Annotated in this window: 17 protein-coding genes; 9 read left to right on the top strand and 8 right to left on the bottom strand. The window is 68.9% G+C overall.

Annotated elements, in window-relative coordinates:
- Positions 1-64: 64 nt before the first annotated feature.
- The 3 genes from ASE34_RS05010 (at position 65) to ASE34_RS05000 (ending at position 5,574) form a co-directional block, all read left to right on the top strand.
- On the top strand, positions 65-2,866 hold the full coding sequence (locus ASE34_RS05010) for an MMPL family transporter (RefSeq protein ID WP_082586513.1): 2,802 nt from the start codon (positions 65-67) through the stop codon (positions 2,864-2,866).
- Positions 2,863-4,827 (top strand): YhgE/Pip domain-containing protein, encoded by a 1,965-nt coding sequence (locus tag ASE34_RS05005; RefSeq protein ID WP_053098873.1) that lies wholly within the window; start codon positions 2,863-2,865, stop codon positions 4,825-4,827. The genes ASE34_RS05010 and ASE34_RS05005 overlap by 4 nt, the downstream gene beginning before the upstream one ends.
- 165 nt (positions 4,828-4,992) lie before the next feature.
- Entirely contained in the window at positions 4,993-5,574 is a 582-nt protein-coding gene (locus tag ASE34_RS05000) for a 2'-5' RNA ligase family protein (RefSeq protein ID WP_082586536.1), read from the top strand.
- 15 nt (positions 5,575-5,589) lie between these two features.
- Here the strand turns inward: ASE34_RS05000 and ccsB are convergent, their stop codons facing one another.
- The 5 genes from ccsB to ASE34_RS04975 all read right to left on the bottom strand — a co-directional run bounded on the left by ccsB (position 5,590) and on the right by ASE34_RS04975 (position 10,363).
- Positions 5,590-6,576 carry a c-type cytochrome biogenesis protein CcsB gene (ccsB, locus tag ASE34_RS04995; protein WP_056277133.1) on the bottom strand — a complete coding sequence of 329 codons (987 nt, stop codon included), beginning with the start codon at positions 6,574-6,576 and terminating at the stop codon, positions 5,590-5,592.
- A 4-nt stretch (positions 6,577-6,580) separates the two neighbouring features.
- Positions 6,581-8,416: a cytochrome c biogenesis protein ResB gene (locus ASE34_RS04990; RefSeq protein ID WP_056277738.1), complete on the bottom strand. Its 1,836-nt coding sequence runs from the start codon at positions 8,414-8,416 to the stop codon at positions 6,581-6,583.
- A gap of 28 nt (positions 8,417-8,444) precedes the next feature.
- Entirely contained in the window at positions 8,445-9,224 is a 780-nt protein-coding gene (locus ASE34_RS04985) for a cytochrome c biogenesis CcdA family protein (RefSeq protein WP_056277130.1), read from the bottom strand.
- 16 nt (positions 9,225-9,240) lie between these two features.
- Positions 9,241-9,894, bottom strand: coding sequence for a TlpA family protein disulfide reductase (locus ASE34_RS04980; protein WP_082586511.1), 654 nt, complete (start codon positions 9,892-9,894; stop codon positions 9,241-9,243).
- A gap of 64 nt (positions 9,895-9,958) precedes the next feature.
- Positions 9,959-10,363, bottom strand: coding sequence for a MerR family transcriptional regulator (locus ASE34_RS04975; RefSeq protein ID WP_056277127.1), 405 nt, complete (start codon positions 10,361-10,363; stop codon positions 9,959-9,961).
- Positions 10,364-10,424: 61 nt separating this feature from the next.
- On the opposite strand from ASE34_RS04975, the gene ASE34_RS04970 reads away from it, so the two are divergent.
- The gene (locus ASE34_RS04970) at positions 10,425-11,324 is read left to right on the top strand and encodes an NAD(P)/FAD-dependent oxidoreductase (protein WP_056277124.1); all 900 of its coding nucleotides are present in this window, start codon (positions 10,425-10,427) and stop codon (positions 11,322-11,324) included.
- A gap of 30 nt (positions 11,325-11,354) precedes the next feature.
- Here ASE34_RS04970 and ASE34_RS04965 read toward each other — a convergent pair whose 3' ends face one another.
- Entirely contained in the window at positions 11,355-11,984 is a 630-nt protein-coding gene (locus tag ASE34_RS04965) for a histidine phosphatase family protein (RefSeq protein WP_056277120.1), read from the bottom strand.
- Position 11,985: 1 nt separating this feature from the next.
- Entirely contained in the window at positions 11,986-12,360 is a 375-nt protein-coding gene (locus ASE34_RS04960) for a DUF5684 domain-containing protein (RefSeq protein ID WP_053098866.1), read from the bottom strand.
- A gap of 116 nt (positions 12,361-12,476) precedes the next feature.
- Here ASE34_RS04960 and aspS point away from each other — a divergent pair, with 116 nt between their 5' ends.
- Positions 12,477-14,258 (top strand): aspartate--tRNA ligase, encoded by a 1,782-nt coding sequence (gene aspS, locus ASE34_RS04955; protein ID WP_053098865.1) that lies wholly within the window; start codon positions 12,477-12,479, stop codon positions 14,256-14,258.
- Positions 14,259-14,504: 246 nt separating this feature from the next.
- Here the strand turns inward: aspS and ASE34_RS04950 are convergent, their stop codons facing one another.
- Entirely contained in the window at positions 14,505-15,332 is an 828-nt protein-coding gene (locus tag ASE34_RS04950; protein ID WP_056277117.1) for a sulfite exporter TauE/SafE family protein, read from the bottom strand.
- Positions 15,333-15,501: 169 nt separating this feature from the next.
- Here ASE34_RS04950 and ASE34_RS04945 point away from each other — a divergent pair, with 169 nt between their 5' ends.
- The 4 genes from ASE34_RS04945 to ASE34_RS04930 are packed head-to-tail and all read left to right on the top strand — an operon-like array spanning position 15,502 to position 19,455.
- Entirely contained in the window at positions 15,502-16,641 is a 1,140-nt protein-coding gene (locus ASE34_RS04945; protein WP_053098863.1) for an ABC transporter substrate-binding protein, read from the top strand.
- Complete coding sequence (locus ASE34_RS04940) at positions 16,638-17,588, top strand: ABC transporter permease (protein WP_200955155.1); 951 nt, start codon at positions 16,638-16,640, stop codon at positions 17,586-17,588. The genes ASE34_RS04945 and ASE34_RS04940 overlap by 4 nt, the downstream gene beginning before the upstream one ends.
- Entirely contained in the window at positions 17,585-18,379 is a 795-nt protein-coding gene (locus ASE34_RS04935) for an ABC transporter permease (protein ID WP_053098861.1), read from the top strand. The genes ASE34_RS04940 and ASE34_RS04935 overlap by 4 nt, the downstream gene beginning before the upstream one ends.
- A complete protein-coding gene (locus ASE34_RS04930) occupies positions 18,376-19,455 on the top strand; it encodes an ABC transporter ATP-binding protein (RefSeq protein ID WP_056277111.1) in 1,080 nt (359 codons plus the stop codon). Before ASE34_RS04935 ends, ASE34_RS04930 begins: the two co-directional genes overlap by 4 nt.
- Positions 19,456-19,530 lie beyond the last annotated feature (75 nt).

Raw genomic sequence — 19,530 nt, 5'->3', positions numbered from 1 at the left:
CCTTACGATACAGGTATGTATTGGATACACCTGTGTATCCAGCCCGTATTCCCTGAGGAGCCTCGTGTCCACACTCCTGTCCTCGCTCGGTCGCTGGTCCTACCGGCACCCGTGGCGCGTTCTCGTCTCCTGGCTGCTCGCCCTCGGCATCGCGGGGGCCGGCGCCCTCGTCCTCGGGGCTGGCACGGACAACTCCTTCTCGATCCCGGGCACCGAGTCCCAGGCCGGCCTCGAGCAGCTCAACCGCTCGTTCCCCGCGGTCAGCGGCACCAGCGCGCAGATCATCGTGGTCGCCGCCGACGGCGACTCGATCACGGATGACGCATATAAGACCGACATCGAGGATGCCGTCGACCAGCTCGCCGACCTCGACGACTCGGTGCTCTCGGCGACCTCCCCGTTCGACGAGATGGTCAGCGGCATGATCAACGACGACGAGACGGCCGGTATCATCCGCCTGCAGTTCGACGGCCAGGCCAGCGATGTATCGGCGGAGACGCAGGATGACCTGCGAGCCGTCGTGGCCGAACTCGCCGATGAGCTGCCGGACGGATCACAGACCTCCCTCGGCGGAGAGCTCTTCGCCACCTCCATCCCCGGTGTCACGCTCACCGAGGCCGTGGGTCTGCTGATCGCGCTGCTGGTGCTGATCGTCACGTTCCGCTCGTTCGTCGTCGCAGGGCTCCCGCTGCTCACGGCAGTGCTCGGTGTGGGCATCTCGATGGCCGGCATCTTCGCCGCCACCGCCTTCGCCACGGTCTCGTCGACCACTCCCCTCCTCGCCCTGATGCTCGGGCTCGCCGTCGGAATCGACTACGCACTGTTCATCATGGCCAGGCACCAGGATCAGGTCCGCGAGGGAGTCGACCCCGAGGAGTCGACAGCGCGGGCTGTAGGCACGGCAGGCTCGGCGGTGGTGTTCGCGGGCGTGACCGTGCTGATCGCCCTGATCGGACTCGGGTTCGCGGGCATCCCGTTCCTGACGACGATGGGCATCGCGGCCTCCGCCGCCGTCGCGGTCGCCGTCGCCATCGCCGTGACGCTCACCCCCGCTCTGCTCGGCTTCATGAAGGGCCGCGTCGCCGGTCGACCGCGCCGGGCTCCGAAGGCGAAGAAGGGCAAGGCAGCCCCCGCGCAGCGCCGTCGCTTCAGCGAGCGCTGGGTGACCGGCGTCACCCGGCGTCCGATCCTCGTATCCCTGGCCGTCGTGCTCGGGCTCGGCATCGTCGCCGTGCCCGCCCTCAGCCTGAATCTCGCGCTGCCCAACGCGGGCGTGCTGCCGCAGGACTCCGAAGCGCGGCAGAGCTACGACCTGGTCGGCGAGCAGTTCGGTCCCGGGTTCAACGGACCGCTGATCCTGACGGGCACGATCGTCACGTCGACCGATCCGCTGACCCTGATGGAGGATCTCGGCGACGAGGTCGCCCAGATCGACGGGGTCAAGGAGGTCGCCCTCGCCACCCCGAACGAGACCGCAGACACCGGCATCGTGCAGATCATCCCCGAGACCGCACCCGATGACCCCGCGACGGCCGATCTCGTGCGAGAGCTGCGCTCGCACCACGACGAGTGGCTCGACGAGTTCGGCATCGACCTGAAGGTGACCGGGTTCACCGCGGTGGGCATCGACATCTCCGACCAGCTGGGCAACGCCCTTCTCCCGTTCGGCATCTTCGTCATCGGCCTGTCCCTGATCCTGCTCACGATCGTGTTCCGCTCACTCTGGGTGCCGGTCACGGCAGCCGCCGGCTATCTGCTCTCGATCGTCGCCGCGTTCGGCATCGTGGGAGCCGTGTTCGAGTGGGGCTGGTTCGCCGACGCCCTCCATGTCGCGAAGGTCGGTCCGATCATCAGCTTCATGCCGATCATCCTGATGGGTGTGCTGTTCGGGCTCGCGATGGATTACCAGGTGTTCCTGGTGTCTCGGATGCGCGAGGACTTCGTGCACGATCCCGACGGCAGGAGCCCCGATCGCGCGACTCGCCGAGCCGCGGCACTGCGTGCCGTGCGCAGCGGCTTCACGGGATCGGCGAAGGTCGTCACCGCTGCCGGCCTCATCATGTTCGCCGTCTTCGTGGCGTTCGTCCCCGAAGGCGACTCGTCGCTCAAGCCGATCGCGCTGGGCCTTGCGGCCGGCATCGCGATCGACGCGTTCCTGGTGAGGATGACGCTGATCCCTGCACTCATGGCCATCCTCGGGGAGCGCGCGTGGGAGATCCCGGCCTGGCTGGAGCGGATCCTCCCGAGCGTCGACATCGAAGGAGAGGCGGTCGAACGCGAGCGTCACCTGGCGGGCTGGCCGGGCGACGAGTCGATCGTCGCCGCCGACGACCTCACGATGACGGATGCCGGCATCGACGGCCTCCACCTGCGCCTCGCACCCGGGGCCTCCGCCGTGCTCACCGGATCGTCAGCCGGCGCATTGCGCGCGCTCGCTCTGACGATCGCCGGGCGGGCGACTGCGGACGACGGCCGCCTCCGGGTCGCAGGCCATCTTCTGCCCGGTCGATCCGCGTGGGTGCGGGCGCATGTCGGAGCGGTCATGGCCGCCGATGCCGCGAGCCTGTCGGCCGACCTCGCCGAGGCACTGCGCGGACGGCCGGCTCTCGTGGTGATCGACGGAGCCGACCGGCTCTCCCGCCCCGAACGCGATCAGCTCGCGGCGCGACTGCGCGACTCCCGCAGCACGACGGCGATGCTGCTCACCGCACTCGATCCCCAGGCGGCCCTGGAGATCCTGGCCGATGCCGGCCGTTCATCGGCTGACACGATCGACATCGACGCGCCAGCCGCACAGTCGCAATCCGAGTCCTCGGTGCCCCGCATCGTCGACGGCACCACCGAATCGACCGAGGTGAACGCATGACCCTCCCCATCGAACGCGCCCGTTCGCGCAAGCCCATCACGTGGCTGACGATCCTCGGCGTCCTTCTGCTTCCCGCGGCAGTGGGCGGCATCCTGGTCGCTGCCCTGCAGAATCCCACCGAGCGTCTCGAGTCGATGACCGCGGCGATCGTCAACCTCGACGAGCCCGTCGAGATCGACGGGCAGCTCACTCCGCTCGGTCGGCAGCTCGCCTCGGGGCTCGTCGAAGGATCGGACGAGCTCGATTCCAACCTCACCTGGGTGATCTCGAACGAGGACGACGCCGCCGACGGTCTCGCCGACGGCTCGTACCAGGCCGTCATCACGATCCCCGAGGAGTTCTCGGCCGCAGCGACCTCGGCGGGGCAGGCGATCTCGGACGGCGGCGGCGACGCGGAGCAGGCCACGATCCAGGTCACCACCCCGGAGGACGGGCTCGTCGCCGATGACCTGATCACGAGTCAGATCGCGAACGTGGCGGCCTCGAGCATGGGCACACTGCTGTCGGAGGCGACGACGGAGAACATCCTCGTCGGCTTCACCACGATCGGAGACCAGATCGGCGAGGCCGCGGACGGCGCCGCCGAACTCGCCACCGGCGCGCGGGATGCGGCCACGGGAGCCGCGGCGATCCCCGACGGCGCGACTCAGCTCGCCTCCGGTGCCACGGAGCTCGGAAACGGCGCATCCTCCTTGGCATCCGGGCTCGACACACTCGCGTCGAAGACCCGCGAGGCCGCGAACGGCGCGAGCCAGATCGGCACCGGGCTGACCGCAGGCGCGACGGAGCTGCAGAATCAGGCCGGTCAGCTGCCCGCTCTCGTGGGAGCTGTCGAGACCGGGACCGCGGCCGCGACGGATGCCGCCACCCAGACCGCCGGGCTTGCTCAGCGCCTCGGCGCGATGGCCGCGAGCTGTGACCCCATGACCTCCGGTGATCTGTGCGCCGAGCTCGCCGCCGAGGCCGCGAACGCTGCGGATGCCGCGACGTCGGCCGGAACCGCATCGGGGTACCTCACGACCGTCTCTCCCCAGATCGCGACTCTCCCGGGCGCATTCACCACTCTCGCGGCCCAGCTCGGCGAGGCGGGTGCGGGGGCGACGGGTCTCGCGGACGGTCTGAACCAGTTGGCGTCGCAGGGTCTCGACGAATCGGCGAGCGGTGCACGAGCACTGGCGACGGGCGCATCCCAGCTGTCGGACGGAGCGACCGAGCTCGCGACCGGTGCCGACGAGCTCGCGACCGGCCTCGACACCCTCGCCACGGGAACCGGCGATCTCGCGAGCGGCCTGCGCACCGCATCCGATTCGCTCCCCTCGTTCAGCGACTCCGAGTCGACCTCGCTCGCGTCGGTGATCGCCGATCCGGTGGCGTCCAAGGGCGCCGACGGCGCCACGATCTTCGGCCCGACCGCGATCCCGCTGCTCGCCGCCGTGGTGCTGTGGTTCGGTTCGCTCGCCTCGTTCCTGGTCATGCGGGCCTACACCGCGCGCACCCTGACCTCCCGACGCTCGTCGGCCGGACTCGCCCTGCGCGCCTTCGCCCCGGCTGCCGCCATCGGTGCAGCCCAGGGTCTGCTGGTGTCGCTCATCGTGCAGATCGTCGCCGGATACGACGCCGCGGCCTGGTGGGCCTTCGCAGGAATCGCCGTGCTCGCCGGGGTCGCCTTCGCGGCCGTGAACCAGGCACTCGTCGCGGTCTTCGGCGGCGTCGGCCGCTGGGTCAGCGCGCTCGTCGGTGTGCTCGCGATCGCGACCGGTCTGATCTCGACCGTGCCGGGATGGCTGGCGGATCTCGGCGCATCGCTGCCGACCTCCCCCGCGTTCGCCGGGCTGATCACCGCGAACGGCGGCGCAGCCGCAGGCCTCATCGTCTGGGGCGTGCTGTCGCTCGTCGCGACCACCGTCGCGGTGGCACTGCGGCGCACCACCTCCGTGAAGGCGGCCCTCGCGACGGCGTGAACCACCCCACCGAGCACCGCTTCGGACCACGACGCAGGACGCGCCGCGCATCGATCACGATGCGCGGCGCGTCCTGTATCCGCTCCGAATCCGTGCCCGCTCGAGATCGAACGGTATTCGGACGTGTGCCCGCGCACGTACGATCAGAGGATGCGTCGCCCCTTCATGACCTCTCCCGCCCAGCTCGAGTCACTCGAGGGACAGCAGTATCTCGTGCTGCGACCCACGCGGGCCGTGTCGGACGTGTACCGGGCCGAGCAGAGGTCGGCGCTCGGCCGGATGGATGCTCCGCACCCGCACACCGAGCACGTCACCCTGCGCGCGTTCCATGAGCCCGAGCGCCGCGAAGAGCTGCTCGCGCTGATCCGCGAGTGGGCGGTGGCGCAGCGTCCGATCGAGGTCGTCGCCGAGGCCGTCGACGTGTTCCCCGCCCCCTGGCAGGTCGTCATCCTGCGGCTGCGGCGCACCGCATCCATCGTGTCGGCGTACTCCACGCTCAGCGAAGCGCTCGTGGGAACGGACTTCCGCCGTCTCGACGAGCGCAGCACGGACGACTGGACGTTCCACCTGTCGGTGATCTATGCGAAGACGCTCGCGCCCGCGGCGTGGACGGAGCTGTCGCACAAGTCGCGGCGCTCGCTCAGTTCGCGCCCCGCCGAGACCATCAGCGAAGTCGAGCTCGTCTGGTACGAAGACGGAGCCGAGCACTCCGAGGTCATCCCCTTCGGACTGCGCTCGTTCAGATGAGCCGCGCTCGGGCGCTCAGCTGAGGCCCGAGTATGCGTGCAGACCCTTGAAGAAGACGTTGACGATCGTGAAGTTGAAGAGCACGGCCGAGAAGCCGACGATCGCCAGCCACGCCGAGGGGTTGCCGCGCCAGCCGCGCGTCGCGCGAGCGTGGATGTACCCGGCGTAGAGAACCCAGATGACGAAGGTCCAGGTCTCCTTGACGTCGAAGCCCCAGAAGCGGCTCCAGGCGTAGTAGGCCCAGATGGAGCCGGCGATCAGCGTGAACGTCCAGAGGATGAAGCCGATGATCGTGAAGCGGTAGGCCATGCTCTCGAGCCGCTCGGACCCGGGGAACGTGCGCAGGAATCCGGGGCCGGTCTTCTCCGCGCCCTCGGAGATGAGGCGCTCGCGACGCGACTGCATCAGCTGGATCACCGAGAGGGCGAAGGCCAGAGCGAAGAACGCGGTGCCGAGCGAGGCCACGAAGACGTGGATCACCAGCCACACGCTCTTCAGCGGGTCCATCAGGGGCGAGACGTCGACGTAGAAGTTCGTGGCGGAGAGACCCAGCAGCACGACGACCAGACCGGTGATGAACGTGCCGAGGAAGCGCAGATCGATGCGCGTCAGCACCACCAGGAACACGGCGACGATCAGCAGCGTTCCCATCATCGCGAATTCGTAGAGGTTGGCCCACGGCACTCGCCCGGCCGCGAGACCACGGGTGAGCGTGGCGGCGAAATGGAAGATGAACGCGAGCACGGTCAGCGAGGTCCCGATGCGGGCCATCACGAAGCGCTGAGGCGCGGCCTCGGAGCCGGATGCCGCGGCAGCCGTCGCCGCCTTGCCGCCGCGCGAGCGGGTTCCGGCTCCGACGAGTTCGAACTCCTGCACGGTCGCCGCGTCCGCGGACAGCTGCGACCGACGGGCGAGGTCGAAGGCATAGGCCACGAAGGCCGCCGCATAGATCGCGATCGCCGTCCACAGCAGGATCGGCGAGATCACTTCGAGATCGAACATGGTGTCAGTCTACTTTCGGGGTGTCGGATGCGGGGCGCGCGGAGTCGCGGTCGGCGGGCGTCTCGGGTGCCGTCGCCGCCTGGTCGGAGCCATCTGCGTCGGAGCCGTCAGCCTCAGGGTCTTCCGCCTCTGAGGCGTCCGTGTCGGTGTCGGGCTCCTCGACCTCGACCGCCGTCGTGACCCCGGCCGCGTCCATCAGACGCGCATGACCTGCCACGAGGTCGTCGACGGCCGTCGCGAGCGTCGGGTCCTCGCCGCGAGCGAGACCGGCGTACTCGAGAGAGACGGTGCCGTCCTGTGCCGTCGCCTTGACCCACACCCGGCGTCGCGGGATGAACAGGGCGAGCATCAGACCGCCGAGCGCGAGAAGCGCGAAGCCGAGCACCCAGGGGCCAGACGCGTCGCGGTGGATCTGCAACGAGGCGAAGCGCTTGACCGATTGCGACGCGTCTGTCGCACCCGCCGGGGACTCGTCCTCGAAGGTCACGGTTCCCATGCCGTTCGGCAGGTCGGCTGTCTGTCCGGGTGCCAGCTCGATCGATTCGAGGTCCGTCGTGCGCCCGGTGACCTTGGTCATGCCGGTGGTGTCGAGCACGTAGACCGACCGCGGAATGCCCTCGTTGATGCCCAGGTCGCCGGTGTAGACGTCGAGCGTGAGGGTCGGGTTGGTGAGGTCGCCGAATCCCGAGAAGAACGCGCCGGTGTCGAGCACCCCCGTCGTCGGGTAGAAGAAGCCGACGAGGCCGACCTGCTCGCTGAGGCCGTCGGGGATCTTGATGACGCCCAGCGAGGTCATGTTGTTGTCCTGCGGCAGGAACGGCGTGCTGTTCGTGAACACCACGTCCCCATCGGGGTTGCGCACGGTGATCGTCGGCGCGTAGCCGTTGCCGAGCAGGAAGACGTTGTCGTCGGCGACGCCGAGGGGCTCGTTGACCTTGACCGATCCGGTGCGCTCCTCGCCGTTCTCCTGCACGGTGACGTTGGCCGAGAAGTCGCCTGCCTGGCCCGAGCCCGGCTCGCCGAACGGCTGGTATGTGACGTCGAAGCTGTCGAGACGCATCGAGTAGGGCGCGAGTGCTCCGTCGCTCACGAAGCGGCCGCGGTTCATCGAGTCGTAGTCGAGCAGGGTGTTCGCGAACGTCTCGCCCTCGACCAGGACGCGCTGTCCGGTGTACGCGAACCCTCCCCCGACGCCCACCGTGATCAGGACGCCGACGAGAGCGAGGTGGAAGAGCAGGTTGCCCGATTCACGCCAGTAGCCGCGCTCGGCCGAGACCGACGACGATCGTTTGTCGTCGTACCGCTCGACCCGGTAGCCCAGGGCTTTGAGCTGCTTCTGCGCGATGTCGATCGATGCGGCGGCCTCTGCCGGAGCATCCGTCGAGGCGCGCTCGACCGCGCGGAAGTCGGCGAGGCGCTTCAGACGTGCAGGGGTGCGCGGGGGGCGTGCCTGCAGGGCCTTCGCATGGTGGCGGATGCGCGGGATGACACAGCCGACGAGCGAGGCGAACAGCAGCAGGTAGATCGCCGAGAACCACGGCGAGAGGTAGACGTCGAACATCTTCAGCCCGTCGAGCACGGGGAAGAGATCGGGGTTGTCGCGCTCCCACTGCGTGACGCCGTTGGGGTCGGCCATCCGCTGGGGGAAGATCGAGCCGGGGATCGCCGCGATCGCGAGCACGAGCAGCAGGATCAGCGCGGTGCGCATCGAGGTCAGCTGACGCCATCCCCAGCGCAGCCAGCCCACGAATCCGAGGCGGGGCTGGGTGATCGACTCTTCGCCGTCGACGTGGTCGGACGGCCGGAGCGGATCGCTCGACCTCTCGGTTGTGCTGCTCACGTCATCCTTCCGATGCGTCTTCTTCTGATCAGATCGGGAGGTCGACACTGCTCATCACCGCCGTCAGTCGGGACATGATGTCCGTCCAGAGCCCCGTGACCATCAGCAGCCCGAGGAGGATGAGCAGCACGCCGCCGATCACGTTCACGACGCGGATGTGCCGGCGCAGGAATCCGATCGCCTTCGTCGCCCATCCGAAGCCGAGCGCGACCAGCAGGAACGGGATGCCGAGGCCGAGCGAGTACGCCAGCCCCAGCAGGCCCGCCCGCACCGGGTCGCCGGCGTTGAACGAGAGGGCGAAGATCGCGGTGAGCGTGGGTCCGAGGCACGGCGCCCATCCGATGCCGAGGGCGATGCCGAGCAGCGGTGCGCCGATCAGGCCGGCCTTCGAGTCGACATGGAATCGCAGCTCGCGCTGGGCGAACCCGAACAGACCGAGGAACACGAGGCCCATCAGGATGATCACGCCGCCGAGGATGCGAGTGATCAGCTCGCCCCACTGCAACAGGAAGACGTTGGCGAGCCCGCCGAGCGCGGTGAGGGACACGAACACGAGGCTGAAGCCGAGGATGAAGAGCAGCACGCCCACGACGAGTCGGCCGCGAGCGGGGGCCTCGACCGTCGACACCGCCGTGCCGTCCGTCGGGTTCGGGACGCGGCGGGGGGCGACCGCTCCCCCGAGGAATCCGAGGTAGCCCGGCACCAGGGGCAGCACGCACGGCGACAGGAACGACACGAGGCCCGCGAGCAGCGCGACGGGGATCGCGAGCCAGAGGGCTCCCGATCCGATGATGACTTCGGGGTTCACGCCGCTCCCGGGAGACTCACGAGTCCTCCGCGAGCGCGTCCTTGACGAGCGTCGAGAGGATCGAGGTGCCATCGATGGGCCCGATGATGCGGGCGGCCACGCGACCCTGCTTGTCGAGCACGAGAGTGGTGGGGGTCGCCTGGATCGGCACCGACGACGCGAAGGCGAGCTTCGCCTCGGCCGTGTCGACGTCGATGAGGCTCGGGTAGGTCACACCGAACTCGGCGGAGAACGCCTTCGCGGTGTCGGCCTGATCACGCGTGTTGATGCCCAGGAAGGCGACGTCGTCGCCGCCGTGCTCCTGCCAGACGCTCTCGAGGTCTTCCGCCTCGAGGCGGCACGGGGCGCATCCGGCGTACCAGAAGTTGACGACCGTGACCTTGCCCGCGAGGTCAGAGCTGGAGAAGTCCTCGCCGTCCTCGGTGAGTCCGCCGAAATCGGTGACGGGGTCGCCGCGTTCGGCGACCGGAATCTCGACGATCGCTCCGTCTGCCGCGACATAGCCCGGGTTGTCACCGCTGAGGAACGAGTCGTTCACGGGATCGGGAGCGCAGGCGCTCAGACCGATGGCGAGCACCGCGGCGAGCGCGGCCCCGACCGCGCGGCGAGATGGCCGGATGCGGGAGGAGCGGCCGCTGCGGATCGGACGAACCGTCGAGGCGAGTGGCACGATTCCCAGTTTACGCGGGGGTTCCTATGCATGGGCCGGATGCCCCGGGGGTGCTCGGCCGCCGTCAGAGACGCGCGAGGACGTCCTCCACGCTGGCCCGGAAGCGCGGGCAGGTGGCGATGTCGTGCGACCGGCATCCCATCGCGTGCTCGGTCATCTCCCGCGAGCGGCGCATGTCCTCCATCCGCCGATCGAGATCGTCGAGGTGCTGCTGCAGCACCTCGTGACGCCCCGCGCTGCCGTCGTCGAGGAGCACGGCGATCTGATCGAGGGTCATCCCGGCTGCCTTGCTGCGCTGGATGACAGCGATGCGCACGACGTCGTCCTGGCCGTAGCGGCGCCTCCCTGCGGTGTCCCGCGCGGGGCGCAGCAGGCCGACCGACTCCCAGTGCCTGAGCACGTTCGTGGGCAGCTCGAAGCGTTCGGCGACCTCTCCCACGGACCACGGACTCTCGATGCTTGACTTCATGTTGACATGAAGTCACAGACTGAGGACGAACGCAAGCGACCACCCCTCGGAAGGACCCCACATGTACGACGCGATCGTGATCGGCGCAGGCCCCGCCGGCCTCCAGGCGGCATTGACCCTCGGGCGGATGCACCGCCCCACGCTGCTTCTGGATTCGGGCGAATACCGCAACGGCACCGTGCTGCACATGCACAACGTCATCGCGAACGACGGAACTCCCCCTGCGGAGTTCCGCGCGACGGCGCGAGCCCAGCTCGCCGAGTACTCCGATATCGATGTCCGCGACGTCGGAGCGCAGACGGTGACCGGCTCAGAGGGCAGCTTCGTCGTACGACTCGCAGACGGCGAGACGGTCGAGACCCGACATGTCATCCTCGCGACCGGCGTCGCCGACGATCTCCCCGACATCCCCGGACTTCAGGACCTCTGGGGCACGAAGGCCTTCAGCTGCCCGTTCTGCGACGGTCACGAGCACGCCGGTCGCTCGATCGGCATCCTCGGACCCGCTCCTCGCGCCGAGCACCTGATCGGGCTGCTCGGGCGCATCGTCGGCGACATCACGGTGTTCCCTGTCGAGCAGCCGTTCGCGGCCGACGAGACGCGGACTCTCGAAGGGCTGGGCGTTCGGGTCAGCGCGGAACCGGTCGCCGCCGTCGCGCCGGAGGCGGCTGATGTGCGCATCACCACGGCGTCGACCGCGCACACCGTGGTCGGCGTGTTCGTGGCATCCGGTTCACTGCGCCACCGTGCGCCGTTCGCCGATCAGCTCGGCCTGGAACTGCTGCCCTCCGGCTCGATCGAGATCGACGACTTGGGGCGCACATCGCAGCCCGGGGTCTTCGCGGCGGGCGACCTCGCGCACCGGGCGTCGCTTCCCGGACCCATGGCATCGGTGCTGCTCGCGTCCGCTGCCGGTCAGATGGCGGCGGTCGGCGTCATCCAGTCGCTGATGGCGCACTGACCGCAGCGGAAGGGAGACCGAGGCGAGGGGTCAGACTGCTCCCACGTCCACCGCACCGCCGGTCGCCGCAGGTTCGGCGTAATCGACCTCACGCCACACGTCGCCCACCAGCTCGAACGAGGTGACGCTCGACAGTGCGCAGCGCCGGGTGCGCGGGTCGTGCTGCAGGGGCAGACCCGCCACCCGGAGGTGGGTGATCCAGATCGGCGCCTGATGGGACACCATCACCAGATCGCCGTCGTCGACCGACCGCCACGCCTCGGCCATCATGCCCAGCATCCGCTCGGCGATCGACGCGTAGGGCTCACCCCAGCTGGGCAGCGACGGCTGCCGCAGGTGCCACCACTTGAGCGGGTTCAGAAGCGAGCGGCGCATCTGCGTGCCCTCGAACACGTTGGTCGGCTCGATCAGACGGATGTCGATCTCGGGCGAGAGGCCGAAGCGCTCGGCGAACGGCTCAGCAGACTCCTGCGCCCGCTCGAGCGGAGAGGAGTAGAGCCCCCGGACCGGACGATCGAGCCCGGCGATGTGATCGGCGGCGGCTCGCGCCATCTTCCGTCCCGCCCTGCTCAGGTGATAGTCGGGGAGCCGACCGTAGAGCACGCGCCTGGGGTTGTGCACCTCGCCGTGGCGGACGAGGTGCAGTCGCGATGCCACCACGTCACGCCCTGCTGTAGCGGGAGTCGCCGAAGCCGAGGATGAGATACCCGATATAGGGGAAGACGAAGAGCAGGAAGAAGGAGAAGAGCCCTCCCTTGCCGAACCGCTCGCCGAGTCGCACCGCCACGATGATCCCGAAGACGAAGCCGACGATGGGGATGAGATAGAGCAGTGCGAGCCAGCCGGACATCCCGGCGATCTTCACGAGGAACACCACGTTCACGATCGGGATGACGGCGAGGATGCCGGGGTACCCCGCCTTGGTGAACACCTTCCACAGACCGACCGCGACGAGGACGTAGAAGACGAGCACGATGAGTCCGGTCGTGCCGGAGAAGATCGACGCGTACAGGTCGGAGATGCCGTTGGAGTCCATGGTGACCCTTTCTGTCGTGGCGATCCTACTGACCGATATGCCGCGGGCAGAGGAGGCGACACCCGCCCACGTAGAATGGGCGGGTTCATCATTTCCCAGATCAGGAGGAATCCTCCGTGCTTCGCACCCACTCGGCAGGCTCACTGCGAGCCGAGCATATCGGTCAGACCGTCACCCTCTCGGGTTGGGTCGATCGCCGTCGTGATCACGGAGGAGTCGCGTTCATCGATCTTCGGGATGCGTCCGGCATCGCGCAGGTCGTCATCCGCGATGAGGAGATCGCGCACCCGCTGCGCAACGAGTTCGTCCTCAAGGTCACCGGCGAGGTCTCGCGTCGCCCCGAGGGCAACGCCAACCCCAACCTGCCCACCGGCGAGATCGAGCTCATCGCGACCGACGTCGAGGTGCTGAACGAGTCCGCTCCGCTGCCGTTCCAGGTGTCGACCGCCGTCGCCGACACCGAGACGGTCGGCGAGGAGGCGCGCCTCAAGTACCGCTATCTCGACCTGCGTCGCCCCGCCGCGGCATCCGCTCTGCGTCTGCGCTCGAACGTCTACAAGGCCGTCCGCGATGTGCTGCACGGCGAGGACTTCACCGAGGTCGAGACGCCGACCCTCACGCGCTCGACGCCCGAGGGCGCCCGCGACTTCGTCGTGCCCGCCCGTCTGCACCCGGGCAGCTGGTACGCCCTGCCGCAGTCGCCGCAGCTGTTCAAGCAGCTGCTCATGGTCGGCGGCGTCGAGAAGTACTACCAGATCGCCCGCTGCTACCGCGACGAGGACTTCCGCGCCGACCGCCAGCCGGAGTTCACGCAGCTCGACATCGAGATGAGCTTCGTCGACCAGGAAGACGTCATCACGCTGATGGAGTCGCTCATCGTCGCGATGTGGAAGACCATCGGCGTCGACGTACAGACCCCGCTGCCCCGCATGACCTACGCCGAGGCGATGGCCAAGTACGGCTCCGACAAGCCCGACCTGCGCTTCGGACTCGAGCTGGTCGAGGCGACCGAGTACTTCGCCGAGACCCCGTTCCGGGTGTTCCAGGCCGAGTACGTCGGCGCGGTCGTCATGCCCGGCGGTGCGAGCCAGCCCCGCAAGCAGCTCGACGCGTGGCAGGACTGGGCCAAGCAGCGCGGTGCGCGTGGCCTCGCGTACGTCCTCTTCAACGAGGACGGCTCGCTCGGCGGCCCCGCCGCCAAGAACCTGTCCGAGGCGGAGCAGGCGGGCCTCGCCGAGTTCGTCGGCGCATCCGCGGGTGACTGCGTGTTCTTCGCCGCCGGATCGACGAAGGAGAGCCGTGCACTGCTCGGCGCCGCCCGCGTCGAGATCGGACGTCGTCTCGGCTTCCTGAACCCCGACGAGTTCGCGTTCACGTGGGTCGTCGACGCTCCGATGTTCGAGCCGGCAGCGGATGCCGTGGCGTCGGGTGACGTCGCCGTCGGCGCCGGAGCCTGGACGGCCGTGCACCACGCGTTCACGGGGCCGAAGCCCGAGTTCCAGGACACGTTCGACACCGACCCCGGTTCGGCTCTCGCCTATGCATACGACATCGTGTGCAACGGCTCCGAGCTCGGGGGCGGATCGATCCGCATCCACCGCGAAGACGTGCAGAAGCGCGTGTTCGAGGTCATGGGCATCAGCGACGAGGTCGCGCAGGAGCAGTTCGGCTTCCTGCTGGACGCTTTCAAGTTCGGCGCCCCGCCGCACGGTGGAATCGCCCTCGGCATGGACCGCGTGCTGCAGCACCTGTCGAAGACCGAGTCGATCCGCGACGTCATCGCCTTCCCGAAGTCGGGCAACGGGTTCGACCCGCTGACAGCCGCTCCGGCACCGATCACGGCCGAGCAGCGCGCCGAGGCCGGCGTCGACTTCGAGCCCGAGGACGACGAGGCCTGACGCCGCATCGCCCGTCGCACCGAGACCCCGTTCCGCTCAGCGGAGCGGGGTCTCTGCGTATGCGCCAGGCCGGATCCCGGACGCATGCACCGCGCATCCCCCGCTCGGCCGAATGCGTCAGGATCGGCCGGACTCGCCGAATCCGGCCGTGACACGCGCAGAACACCGCGCGGACGGCGAGCGGATGCCGGAGCGCGAGCGGATGCCGGAGCGCAGGCGGGGGCGGAGGTGCGCCAGGGCGGATGCTCAGTGCAGCTGCGCGAGCGCCGGAACGATGTTCTCGTTCCACACGTCGACGCCGAGCTTGGCGATGAGGGCGACCACCACGACGAGGAACACGACGCGGATGAAGGTCGTGCCGCGCGAGATGGCCATGCGGGATCCGAGGTAGCTGCCTGCGACGTTCGCGACCGCGAGGATGCCGCCGAGCAGCCACAGCACGGCGCCGTGCGGGATGAAGAGCAGCAGGGCGCCGGTGTTCGTGGCCAGGTTGACGATCTTCGCCTTCGCGCTCGCCTGCAGGAAGTCGTAGCCGAGCAGCGCGACGAGCGAGATCACCAGGAACGTGCCGGTGCCCGGCCCGATCAGACCGTCGTAGAAGCCGATCACGAGCCCTGAGAGACCCGCCATGATGTGGTGCTTGTGCCCGCTGAAGCGCAGCCGCGTCGCGGCGCCCATCTGCGGGCGGAAGGCGGTGAAGAGCGCGACGGCGAGCAGTGCGACCACGATGATCGGCTTGAAGGCGGCGGCAGGCAGAACGGTCGCGACGGCAGCTCCCCCGAACGATCCGACCAGGGCGATCGCGGCCATCGGCAGAGCCGTGCGGATATCGGGTTTCGCACGACGGTAGTAGGTGACGCTGCTCGTGGCCGTGCCGAACACGGAGGCGAGCTTGTTGGTCGCGAGAGCCTGGATCGGCGAGATTCCGGGGATCAGCAGCAGGGCGGGGAGCTGCAGCAGACCGCCGCCGCCCACCACCGCATCGATCCACCCGGCAGCGAAGGCCGCGACGACGACGAGGATCAGCGTGCCCCAGGTGAGCTGTTCGAGCCCGAGCACACTGCCGATGTCCATCCGTCCAGGATGTCAGACCACGCGGCACCTCGAACGCCACTGCAGTCCGACCCGTCACACCCTCGACACCTGTCGTTCACCCGAGCCGCGATCATCGGCAACCCTCGGCTCATAGTGTCCTCTCGCAACCCGAATCCGGCTCACAGCGCCGGGCACCGAGAGGACCCTGATGACCAACTTCCACCGCCGCGCACGAATCGGCGCCGGCATCGCCCTGTTCACGACCGCCGCGCTGGGTCTCACCGCCTGCGCCACCGGCGCGGAGACCCCGGCCGCAGGCAGCGACGCTGTCGACGCCGCATCCGCGACCTCGGTCGAGGACTTCGGTTCCTTCTCCGACCTCGAAGAGGCCGCGAAGGCCGAGGGGCAGCTCAACGTCATCGCGCTTCCGCGTGACTGGGCGAACTACGGCGAGATCCTCGACCTCTTCGCCGAGAAGTACCCCGAGATCACGATCAACGAGGCCTCTCCCGACGTGTCGAGCGCCGAGGAGATCCAGGCTGCGAAGACGAACGAGGGCCTCGACACCGCGCCCGACGTGTTCGACCTGGGTCTGACCGTCGCATTGCAGAACACCGACGTCTTCGCGCCGTACCAGGTGCAGACGTGGGACGAGATCCCCGACGCTCTCAAGGAGCCGACCGGCCTCTTCGTCGGCGACTACGGCGGATACATGTCGATCGGCTACGACTCCTCGAAGTTCGACGCTCCCGAGTCGCTCGACGATCTGAAGGATGCCGCCTACAAGGGCGCCGTCGCCATCAACGGAGACCCGACGCAGGCCGGCGCGGCCTTCGCCGCCGTGGGCCTCGCGACCGTGCAGTCCGACGGCACCCTCGACGACTTCCAGCCCGGCATCGACTTCTTCTCCGACCTTCAGAAGGCCGGCAACCTGCTCAAGGTCGACGTGACCACCGCGACCGTGGCCAGCGGCGAGACCCCTGTCGTCTTCGACTGGGACTACCTGAACGCGGCGCACGCCACCGACAACAAGGACTGGAAGGTCGTCGTCCTCGACGGCACCGGCTACGCGGGCTACTACAACCAGGCGATCAACAAGGATGCTCCGAACCCGGCCGCCGCACGCCTGTGGCAGGAGTTCCTCTACAGCGACGAGGTGCAGAACCTGTGGCTCAAGGGCGGCGCACGCCCGGCCCGCATGGAGGCCATGACCGAGGCCGGCACCATCGACGCCGACCTGGCTGCTGCTCTTCCCGAGGTCCCCAGCGAGACGGTCGTCCCGACCGAGGAGCAGTCGACGAACGCCGGCACGCTGCTCGGCGAGAAGTGGGCCGCGGCGGTCCAGTGACGACTGCCACCGCAGCGGGGGCGGATGCCACGGCATCCGCCCCCGTCTCCCCCGCAGCGCACAGCGCTGGGCCTGCGACCTCGTCGCGGGCCCAGCGCTCCGCGCCGTCCGTCGCCTGGCTCGGTCTCGTGCCCTTCGCCGCTTACGTCGTGCTCTTCCTCGCCGTTCCGACCTTCCTCGCGATCGGCTCCGGCTTCTTCACGAAGGACGGGTCGTTCACCTGGTCGAACCTGTCGGCCCTGGCAGACCTCGTCGTCCTCACCACGTTCGCCAACTCCGCCGGCCTGTCGCTGCTGACCGCCGTCGTCGGCGCGATCGCGGGTGCTCTGGTCTGCTATGCCCTGCTCGGCATGAACCCGGACGGCGCCGTGCGCTCGACCGTGGATGCTGCGGCCGGCGTCCTCGCCCAGTTCGGCGGCGTGATGCTCGCCTTCGCCTTCATCGCCACGATCGGCATCCAGGGGGTCGTCACCCTCTTCCTCAAGAACGACCTCGGTATCGACATCTTCGCGAACGGCACGTGGCTCTACGAGCTTCCCGGGCTGATCCTCCCGTACATCTACTTCCAGATCCCGCTCATGGTGATCACCTTCATGCCCGCCCTCGCAGCCCTCAAGCCGCAGTGGGCCGAGGCGAACCTCACGCTCGGCGGCACGCGCGCGAGCTTCTGGCTGCGCATCGGCGTCCCCGTGCTCGCACCCTCGTTCCTCGCGAGCCTCCTGCTGCTCTTCGCGAACGCCTTCTCGTCGTACGCCACCGCCGCCGCCCTCGCCAGTCAGGGTTCGCAGATCGTGCCGCTGCAGATCCGCGCCGCCCTCACGAGCGAGACCCTTCTCGGCCGTGAGAATCTCGCCGGCGCGCTCGCGCTCGGCATGATCGTCATCGTGGGAGTCGTGATGGCCCTGTACTCGCTCATCCAGCGTCGGGCAGCGAGGTGGCAGTCATGAACCGCCTCGGCCCGTCACTCGCGACCCGCTGGATCATCGGCGTGGTCGTCGGCGCATTCTTCGCGATCCCGCTCGTCTCGACCCTGCTCTACACGCTGCGCCAGACCGACGGCAGTCTCGGCCTCGAGCGGTGGGCCGCGCTCTTCGATCCCGCGAAGTCGGCGGCGATCAGGCCGATCTGGATGGGCCTGGGCAACTCCCTGGTCCTCGCGGTCGTGACCGTCGCGATCGTGCTCCTGCTGCTCGCACCGACCATGATCCTGGTGAACCTGCGCTTCGCGAAGCTCACACCCGTCTTCGAGTTCGCCGTGCTGCTGCCGATCTCGATCCCCGCGATCGTGCTGGTCGTGGGTCTCGCACCGATCTATCTGCAGATCGGACGCACCCTCGGCACCGGCACGTGGACGCTGGCCTTCGCCTACGGCATCACCGTGCTGCCGTTCGCGTACCGCTCGATCCAGGCCTCCATCGACGCCGCCGACCTGCGCACGCTCGCCGAAGCCGCCCGATCCCTCGGCGCCGGCTGGCCTACCGTCGTGCTGAAGGTGCTCGCTCCCAACCTGCGTCAGGGACTCCTCGCGGCGTCTCTCATCTCGATCGCCGTCGTGCTCGGCGAGTTCACGATCGCCTCGCTCCTCAACCGCCAGGTGTTCCAGACGGCCATGGTCGTCGTGCAGAAGCAGGACCCGTACGCTCCGGCGATCTTCACCCTGCTGGCGCTGCTGTTCGTCTTCCTGCTTCTGCTTCTCATCGGCCGCGTCGCCCGCGGCACCGGAAAGGCCCGCTCATGACCCTCCCCCAGACCGCCGACAACATGCTGCTCGCCGAAGCCGGAGAGGGCACACGCGTGCAGCTGCAGGGCATCGTGAAGAGCTACTCGGGCAACACGGTGCTGCACGGCGTCGATCTCGACATCGCCCCCGGTGAGTTCGTCTCGCTGCTCGGCCCCTCCGGCTGCGGCAAGACGACGCTGCTTCGCGTGCTCGCCGGACTCGAGGGGCTCGACAGCGGTGCGGTGCTGCTCGGCGGCAACGATGTCTCGCGGGTGCCCACGAACAAGCGGGACATCGGCATGGTGTTCCAGTCGTACTCCCTGTTCCCGCACCTGCGGGTCGCGGAGAACACGGCGTTCGGGCTGCGTCGCCGCGGCGTCGGCAAGGCCGAGGCGGCAACGCGCGCCCTCGATGCCCTCGCGCTCGTGGGGCTCTCGGACTTCGCCGATCGCTACCCGCATCAGCTCTCCGGAGGTCAGCAGCAGCGCGTCGCGCTCGCCCGCGCTCTGGTCACCGAGCCGAAGGTCCTGCTTCTCGACGAGCCGCTCTCTGCCCTCGATGCGAAGGTGCGGGTGCAGCTGCGCGATGAGATCCGGCGCATCCAGCTGCGGCTCGGCATCACCACCGTGTTCGTCACGCACGACCAGGAGGAGGCCCTCGCGGTCTCCGACCGGATCGCCGTGATGAACGCCGGCACCATCGAGCAGATCGGAACCCCGGAGCAGCTCTACACGACGCCGTCCACGGCGGGCGTCGCCGCCTTCGTCGGGCTCTCGAGCGTCGTCTCGGGTGTCGCCGAGGGTGATCACGTGGTCGTGTGGGGTCAGAAGCTTCCCCTGCAGTCGCCGGCCGACGGGCCCGTCGACGTGTATCTGCGCCCGGAGAACGTGCACTTCGCCTCCGAGGCCGATGCCGCGACCGATGCGCTGGTGCAGGAGAGCACGTTCCTCGGCAGCATGCGCCGCACGCTCGTGCGCACCGAATCCGGCGAGCTGGTGCGCCTCCAGCACGCTCCGGGCATCCACCCGGCCTTCGGCGATCGCGTGCGGATCGCCGTCGCTCCCGAGCCCGTCGCCGTGCATCCGCGCGGCTGACCGAGCCCTATCGCTGGCGCAGTACTCCGAGATACCGTGATGCTCGAGGGCCTCGTGCCCTCCTCACCGTCGAGA

The sequence above is a fragment of the Microbacterium sp. Root280D1 genome (assembly GCF_001428975.1).
In the GTDB taxonomy this organism is placed as follows: Bacteria; Actinomycetota; Actinomycetes; order Actinomycetales; family Microbacteriaceae; genus Microbacterium.
This window is presented reverse-complemented; position numbering and strand designations above follow the sequence as displayed.

Excerpts from the sequence above, each read along its gene's own strand:
- ccsB (WP_056277133.1), bottom strand. The coding sequence starts at position 6,576 with ATGTTCGATCTCGAAGTGATCTCGCCGATCCTGCTGTGGACGGCGATC.
- ASE34_RS05000 (WP_082586536.1), top strand. The coding sequence starts at position 4,993 with ATGACCTCTCCCGCCCAGCTCGAGTCACTCGAGGGACAGCAGTATCTC.
- ASE34_RS04975 (WP_056277127.1), bottom strand. The coding sequence starts at position 10,363 with ATGAAGTCAAGCATCGAGAGTCCGTGGTCCGTGGGAGAGGTCGCCGAA.
- ASE34_RS04950 (WP_056277117.1), bottom strand. The coding sequence starts at position 15,332 with ATGGACATCGGCAGTGTGCTCGGGCTCGAACAGCTCACCTGGGGCACG.
- ASE34_RS04960 (WP_053098866.1), bottom strand. The coding sequence starts at position 12,360 with ATGGACTCCAACGGCATCTCCGACCTGTACGCGTCGATCTTCTCCGGC.
- ASE34_RS04945 (WP_053098863.1), top strand. The coding sequence starts at position 15,502 with ATGACCAACTTCCACCGCCGCGCACGAATCGGCGCCGGCATCGCCCTG.
- ASE34_RS05005 (WP_053098873.1), top strand. The coding sequence starts at position 2,863 with ATGACCCTCCCCATCGAACGCGCCCGTTCGCGCAAGCCCATCACGTGG.
- ASE34_RS04935 (WP_053098861.1), top strand. The coding sequence starts at position 17,585 with ATGAACCGCCTCGGCCCGTCACTCGCGACCCGCTGGATCATCGGCGTG.
- ASE34_RS04930 (WP_056277111.1), top strand. The coding sequence starts at position 18,376 with ATGACCCTCCCCCAGACCGCCGACAACATGCTGCTCGCCGAAGCCGGA.
- ASE34_RS04970 (WP_056277124.1), top strand. The coding sequence starts at position 10,425 with ATGTACGACGCGATCGTGATCGGCGCAGGCCCCGCCGGCCTCCAGGCG.